The sequence below is a fragment of the Pseudomonas sp. NY15356 genome (assembly GCF_048068175.1).
GTDB lineage: Bacteria > Pseudomonadota > Gammaproteobacteria > Pseudomonadales > Pseudomonadaceae > Aquipseudomonas > Aquipseudomonas putida_K.
Window position 1 is genome coordinate 55,922 of the sequence record NZ_JBLUPW010000028.1, and the last position, 6,368, is coordinate 62,289.

Below are 6,368 nucleotides of genomic sequence, written 5' to 3' on the forward strand. Positions count from 1 at the left end.
CAAGACAACGGTTCAGATCTCCACCTGCGTCCCCAGCTCGATCACGCGGTTCAACGGCAGGTTGAAGAACCGCAGGTTGCCGTTGGCATTCTTGAGCAGGAAGGCGAACAGGTTGCCACGCCAGCGCGCCATGCCTTCGAGCCGCGAAGCGATCACCGTCTCGCGGCTGAGGAAATAGGTGGTGCGCATCGGGCTGAAATCCAGCGCATCCAGGTGACACAAACGCAATGCCGCCGGCACGTCAGGCTCGTCCATGAAGCCGAAGTGCAGCAGCACCCGGAAAAACCCGTCGCCATAGGCCTCCACCTCGAAGCGTTCATGCTCCGGCACCCGCGGGCGGTCTTCACTGACCACTGTCAGCAGCACGACCTGACTGTGCAGCACTTGGTTGTGCAACAGGTTGTGCAATAGCGCATGGGGCACGGCATCCGAGCGCGCGGTCAGAAATACCGCGGTGCCCTCCACCCGGTGCGGCGGCTGCGCGCGGATACTGCTGATGAACAGCGGCAACGGCAGCGCCGCGTCATCGATGCGCTCCACGAGGATCTGCTTGCCACGCTTCCAGGTGCTCATCAGCACGAACAGCACGATCGCCGCAAGCACCGGGAACGCGCCACCCTGCACGACTTTGGGCAGGTTGGCCGCGAAGAACAGCCCGTCGACCAGCAAGAAGCCCAGCAGCACCGGCACCGCCAGCACCGGTGGCCACTTCCATAGCAGTAACATCACCACCGACACCAGCACTGTGGTCATCAGCATGGTACCGGTCACCGCCACACCATAGGCTGCCGCCAACGCGCTGGAAGACTCGAAACCGATCACCAGCAGCACCACGCCGACCATCAAGGCCCAGTTCACCGCACCGATGTAGATTTGCCCCTGCTCGTCGCTGGAGGTGTGCTGGATCTGCATGCGCGGCACATAGCCCAGCTGGATGGCCTGCCGGGTCAAGGAGAAGGCACCGGAAATCACTGCCTGGGATGCGATCACCGTGGCCAGTGTGGCCAGGCCTACCAAGGGCAGCAAGGCCCAGCTGGGCGCCAGCAGGTAGAACGGGTTGCGTGCCGCAGCCGGGTCCTGCAGCAACATGGCGCCCTGGCCGAAGTAGTTGAGCACCAGCGCTGGCAGCACCAGGGCGAACCAGGCCCGAGCAATGGGCTTGCGACCGAAGTGGCCCATGTCCGCATACAGCGCCTCGGCCCCGGTCAGGGCCAATACCACCGCGCCCAGGATCGCCACCCCCACGCCCGGGTGGACGATGAAGAAACGCACCGCCCACGCCGGGTTGAGTGCCTTGAGCACCTCGGGACTCTGCAGGATGCCATGCACGCCCAACGCCGCCAGCACCAGGAACCAGGCGACCATCACCGGCCCGAACAGGATTCCGATCTTCGCCGTGCCGTGCTTTTGCACCAGGAACAAGGCCACCAGGATCACCACGGCAATGGGCACTACCCAGTGGTCGATGCCGTCGAAGGCCAGCCCCATGCCCTCCACCGCGGACAGCACCGACACCGCCGGGGTGATCATGCTGTCGCCATAGAACAACGAGGCACCGATCAACCCGCAGCCGACCATGACCATGCGCAGCCTCGGATAAGGCGCCACGGCGCGCCGGGCCAGGGCGGTCAGCGCCATGGTGCCGCCCTCGCCCTGGTTGTCTGCACGCAAGATGAAGATCACGTACTTGACCGACACCACCCACACCAACGACCAGAAGATCAGCGCCAGGATCCCCAGCACGCCATCATGGTTGACCGTGACGCCATACCCGCCCGTGAACACTTCCTTGAGGGTATACAACGGGCTGGTGCCGATGTCGCCATACACCACCCCTACCGCTGCCACCAGCAGGCTCAGCGGCCGGGCCGCTCCCTGCCCACTTTCGGCGTGACTGCTTGCCTGAACCATCGACCACTCCCGCAGACGGCCTTGCAGGCCGATAGAATTCACACCCGCGCCAAGGTGTCACGCCTGCCCCGGCACAATGGCGCGAAGCATAGCTCAGCGTTCGTCGCTTTTCTGCTGGTCAAGCGTCCTTGTGCTCGCTAGAATTGCGCACTTTTTGATCAGAGGCGCCAAAAGCGCCCGTCAGGATCGCCCCCTTCAATTCCGGCCGGGCGAGCCGTATTCAATACCGAGGTTAGTCATGTCCACCACTCCCGCCACGCCGAAGGTCGGCTTTGTTTCCCTGGGCTGTCCGAAAGCTCTGGTCGATTCCGAGCGCATCCTGACCCAGCTGCGCATGGAAGGCTACGAAGTCGTGCCCACCTACGAGGACGCCGACGTAGTGGTGGTCAATACCTGCGGCTTCATCGACAGCGCCAAGGCCGAGTCGCTGGAAGTGATCGGCGAGGCGATCAAGGAAAACGGCAAGGTCATCGTCACCGGTTGCATGGGCGTCGAGGAAGGCAACATCCGCGACGTGCACCCGAGCGTGCTTTCGGTCAGCGGCCCGCAGCAGTACGAGCAGGTGGTCAACGCCGTGCATGAGGTGGTGCCTCCGCGCCAGGACCACAACCCACTGATCGACCTGGTACCGCCCCAGGGCGTCAAGCTGACCCCACGCCACTACGCCTATCTGAAGATTTCCGAAGGCTGCAACCATAGCTGCAGCTTCTGCATCATCCCGTCCATGCGCGGCAAGCTGGTCAGCCGCCCGGTGGGCGAGGTACTGAGCGAGGCCGAGCGCCTGGTCAAGGCCGGGGTCAAGGAAATCCTGGTGATCTCCCAGGACACCAGCGCCTACGGCGTGGACGTCAAGTACAAGACCGACTTCTGGAACGGTCGCCCGGTCAAGACCCGCATGCTCGAGTTGTGCGAAGCCCTGAGCAGCCTGGGTGCCTGGGTGCGTCTGCACTACGTCTACCCGTACCCGAACGTCGACGACGTGATCCCGCTGATGGCTGCCGGCAAGATCCTGCCGTACCTGGACATCCCCTTCCAACACGCCAGCCCCAAGGTGCTCAAGGCCATGAAGCGCCCGGCCTTCGAAGACCGCACCCTGGCTCGCATCAAGCGCTGGCGCGAGCAGTGCCCTGAGCTGGTCATCCGTTCGACCTTCATCGTCGGCTTCCCGGGCGAGACCGAAGAAGATTTCCAGTACCTGCTCGACTGGCTGACCGAAGCCCAGCTCGACCGCGTCGGCTGCTTCCAGTATTCGCCTGTCGAAGGCGCCCCGGCCAACGACCTGGGCTTGGAAGAGGTACCGGACGACGTCAAGCAGTCGCGCTGGGACCGCTTCATGGCGCACCAGCAGGCGATCAGTGCCGCACGCTTGCAGCTGCGTATCGGCAAGGAGATCGACGTGCTGATCGACGAAGTCGAGGAACAGGGCTCGGTCGGCCGCAGCTTCTTCGACGCGCCGGAAATCGACGGTAGCGTGTTCATCGACGGCGACCACGGCTTCAAGCCGGGCGACAAGGTACGCTGCCGCATCGTCGATGCCGACGAGTACGACATGTGGGCCGAGCCTGTCTGAGGTTTTCTGCCAGCCATTTAAGATCGTCGGGGCCGCTTTGCGGCCCTTTCGCGGCACAAGGCCGCTCCAGGGTTTGCGCGAACCTGAGCGGCCTTGTGCCACGATGGGCTGCGCAGCAGCCCCAGGCAGGCGAAACCGCTCTCACTGGCAGGGTATTTTTTAGCATCTATGTTTTCCTCTATGCCCCACGAGGAAAGCCCAATGTCATCGTCCCTGACGCTACAAACCCCACACGTAAGCGACTACCCGGAGCTGGTCCGGATCTGGGAAGCGTCGGTGCGTGCCACCCATGATTTCCTGCCGGACGCCTATATCGTGCTGCTGCGCGAATACGTGCTGCGCCAGTACCTCGACGCCGTCATGCTGGTCTGCTGCAAAGACACCGCCAAGCGCATCCGCGGCTTCGCGGGCGTGGCCAACGGGCGGCTGGACATGCTGTTCGTGGACCCTGAGTTCATCGGCCAGGGTATCGGCAAACGCCTGCTGCGCTATGCCGTCGATGAACTGAACGCCGAGCGCCTGGACGTCAACGAACAAAACCCCAAGGCCCTGGGCTTCTACCTGCATGAGGGCTTCGAAGTCAGTGGCCGCTCGGAAACCGATGGCCTGGGCCAACCCTACCCCCTGCTGCACATGAGGCTGATTCCTACGAAACCTTGAGATTGGGGCGAAGGATGCCGTACACCTCCCCTGAAATGGCGTAAATGGCGTAGATTCCCAGCCCCAATGTCGCCTGGGCAGGTACAATGTCGGCTTCCCCTGCCCTTATGCGAATCGCTTTCATGTCTGAACCCGTGCGCCTGTCCAAACGCCTCATCGAGCAACTCGGCTGCTCCCGCCGGGAGGCCGAGCTGTTTATCGAGGGCGGCTGGGTCACGGTGGATGGCGTGGTGGTCGAACAACCCCAGTACAAAGTCTCAGCCGAACAGGTCGCCCTGCTGCCCGGTGCCCGTGCCGAGCAATTGCCGCCTGTCACCCTGCTGCTCAACCATCTGGCCGGCCAGGACGCCGAGACGGGCCGGACCAGCATGACCATGGCCACCCTCAGCGAAGCCCACCCACCAGCGGTGCGCCCGCTGCACGGGCATTTCGCCAGGCTGTCCTGCATCGCGCCCCTGGAGCCCGGCGCCAGCGGGCTGCAGCTCTATACCCAGGATTGGCGGGTAACGCGCAAGGTCGAGGCGGACCTGCATCGCCTGGAGCAGGAATATATCGTCCAGGTCGAAGGCCAGGCGCCTGCAGAAGCCTTGCAACGCCTGGCCCGGGGCATCACCCGTAGCGGTCAGGAGCTGCCCAAGGCCAAGGCCAGCTGGCAGAACGAAAACCACCTGCGCCTGGCCCTGAAGAACCCACGCCCCGGGCAGATCGGCGCCCTCTGCGCCAGCCTCGGCCTGAAGGTGCTGGGCATGCGCCGTATCCGCCTGGGCGGCGTGTCCATGGGCAAGCTGCCTACCGGCCAATGGCGCTACCTGGCTGTCAACGAACGCTTCTAGCATTACCGCCACGCCATGGTCTGCGTGGCGCTTGAACAGGATCTGTCACATGAACCACAACGATGTCCTGCGTAGCCTGCGCTACATGCTCAAGGTGAACGACGCCAAAATGGCCGAGATCATCGGGCTGTCCGGCCTCGAGGTACACCCGCTGGTACTGGCCACCTACCTGAAGAAAGAGGACGAAGCCGGCTTCGTGCGCTGCCCTGAACGAGTCATGGCGCACTTTCTCGATGGCCTGGTGATCCATCGCCGCGGCCGCGACGACAGCCGTGCACCGCAACCGATCGAAGTGCCGGTGAGCAACAACACCATCCTCAAGAAACTGCGCGTAGCCTTCGAGCTCAAGGAAGAAGACCTGCACGTGATTCTCAAGTCGGTGAACTTCCCGGTGTCCAAGCCAGAGCTGAGCGCCCTGTTCCGTAAGGTCGGGCACGACAACTACCGCCCTTGCGGCGACCAGTTGCTGCGCAACTTCCTCAAGGGCCTGACCCTGCGCGTGCGTGGCTGAGTGACCATGCAGCATACGGTTTCACCGGTCGGTATCGTCCACTCCTGCTTCAAGGAGAAATTCGCCATCCCGCGTCAACCGCAGTTGGCGCCAGCGGCGCGCGGCGTGCTGGAACTGTTGCCGCCGTTCGACCAGGGCGATGCGGTGGCCGGGCTCGAGCAGGTCAGCCATGTCTGGCTGCTGTTCCTGTTCCACCAAGCCCTGGAAGACAAACCGCGCCTTAAGGTCCGCCCGCCGCGCCTGGGCGGCAACAAGAGCATGGGCGTGTTCGCCACCCGTGCGACCCATAGGCCCAATGGCATCGGCCAGTCGGTGGTGCGCCTGGAAGGCGTGGAACCGGGGCGCCTGCTGCTGTCGGGCATCGACCTGCTCGATGGCACGCCGGTGCTGGACATCAAGCCCTATGTGCCGTACGCCGACAGTATCGACGGCGCCATCAACCAGATGGCCAGCGATGCACCTGAGGCGATTGCCGTAGGCTGGAGTGAAAGCGCCCTGCCCCAGGCCCATGCCCATGCCGTGCGTCTGGGAGAGCCCTTGGTAGAGCTGATCGAGCAGTGCCTGGCGCAGGACCCGCGACCGGCGTACCAGGTGCCGCCGGCGGAGCGGATGTATGGGGTGAAGTTCTGGGACGTGCAGGTACGCTGGCACTACCCACAGCCTGACGAGATTCGCGTATTGGAAGTGGTGCAAGACCTTTGATTGGCGGCACAGGCACCGTGTTGCTTTGCGCCGCGATTGGGCTGACGAACCATTCCTCAGGCAATAAAAAACGCAGGTCGAGACCGAAGGCCTGTCAGTTAAGGCCCCATCGCCGGGGCGCCCGCGCCCCCCAGGGCAGCCCGGCGGGTGTGTGCCCCCCCGCACCAGGGGGGGGCGGCGT

6 protein-coding genes are annotated in these 6,368 nt (G+C 63.9%); 5 read left to right on the plus strand and 1 reads right to left on the minus strand.

Annotated elements, in window-relative coordinates; genetic code table 11:
• Positions 1-12: 12 nt before the first annotated feature.
• Positions 13-1,911, minus strand: coding sequence for a potassium transporter Kup (locus tag ACNFCI_RS19535; protein ID WP_084854467.1), 1,899 nt, complete (start codon positions 1,909-1,911; stop codon positions 13-15).
• Between the two features lie 238 nt (positions 1,912-2,149).
• Between ACNFCI_RS19535 and rimO the strand changes: the two genes are divergently transcribed.
• From rimO to tsaA, 5 genes are all read left to right on the plus strand, one after another.
• Positions 2,150-3,481 (plus strand): 30S ribosomal protein S12 methylthiotransferase RimO, encoded by a 1,332-nt coding sequence (gene rimO, locus ACNFCI_RS19540; RefSeq protein WP_084854466.1) that lies wholly within the window; start codon positions 2,150-2,152, stop codon positions 3,479-3,481.
• 201 nt (positions 3,482-3,682) lie between these two features.
• A complete protein-coding gene (locus ACNFCI_RS19545; protein WP_084854465.1) occupies positions 3,683-4,141 on the plus strand; it encodes a GNAT family N-acetyltransferase in 459 nt (152 codons plus the stop codon).
• A 122-nt stretch (positions 4,142-4,263) separates the two neighbouring features.
• Positions 4,264-4,974, plus strand: a complete 711-nt coding sequence (locus tag ACNFCI_RS19550) for an rRNA pseudouridine synthase (RefSeq protein ID WP_368829742.1) — start codon at positions 4,264-4,266, stop codon at positions 4,972-4,974.
• Positions 4,975-5,023: 49 nt separating this feature from the next.
• Entirely contained in the window at positions 5,024-5,485 is a 462-nt protein-coding gene (locus tag ACNFCI_RS19555) for a DUF1456 family protein (RefSeq protein WP_324819138.1), read from the plus strand.
• A 6-nt stretch (positions 5,486-5,491) separates the two neighbouring features.
• Positions 5,492-6,187 carry a tRNA (N6-threonylcarbamoyladenosine(37)-N6)-methyltransferase TrmO gene (tsaA, locus tag ACNFCI_RS19560; RefSeq protein ID WP_368829743.1) on the plus strand — a complete coding sequence of 232 codons (696 nt, stop codon included), beginning with the start codon at positions 5,492-5,494 and terminating at the stop codon, positions 6,185-6,187.
• Positions 6,188-6,368: the final 181 nt, after the last annotated feature.

Coding starts and splice junctions, on each gene's coding strand:
- ACNFCI_RS19555 (WP_324819138.1), top strand. CDS start 5,024: ATGAACCACAACGATGTCCTGCGTAGCCTGCGCTACATGCTCAAGGTG.
- ACNFCI_RS19545 (WP_084854465.1), top strand. CDS start 3,683: ATGTCATCGTCCCTGACGCTACAAACCCCACACGTAAGCGACTACCCG.
- ACNFCI_RS19550 (WP_368829742.1), top strand. CDS start 4,264: ATGTCTGAACCCGTGCGCCTGTCCAAACGCCTCATCGAGCAACTCGGC.
- ACNFCI_RS19535 (WP_084854467.1), bottom strand. CDS start 1,911: ATGGTTCAGGCAAGCAGTCACGCCGAAAGTGGGCAGGGAGCGGCCCGG.
- tsaA (WP_368829743.1), top strand. CDS start 5,492: ATGCAGCATACGGTTTCACCGGTCGGTATCGTCCACTCCTGCTTCAAG.
- rimO (WP_084854466.1), top strand. CDS start 2,150: ATGTCCACCACTCCCGCCACGCCGAAGGTCGGCTTTGTTTCCCTGGGC.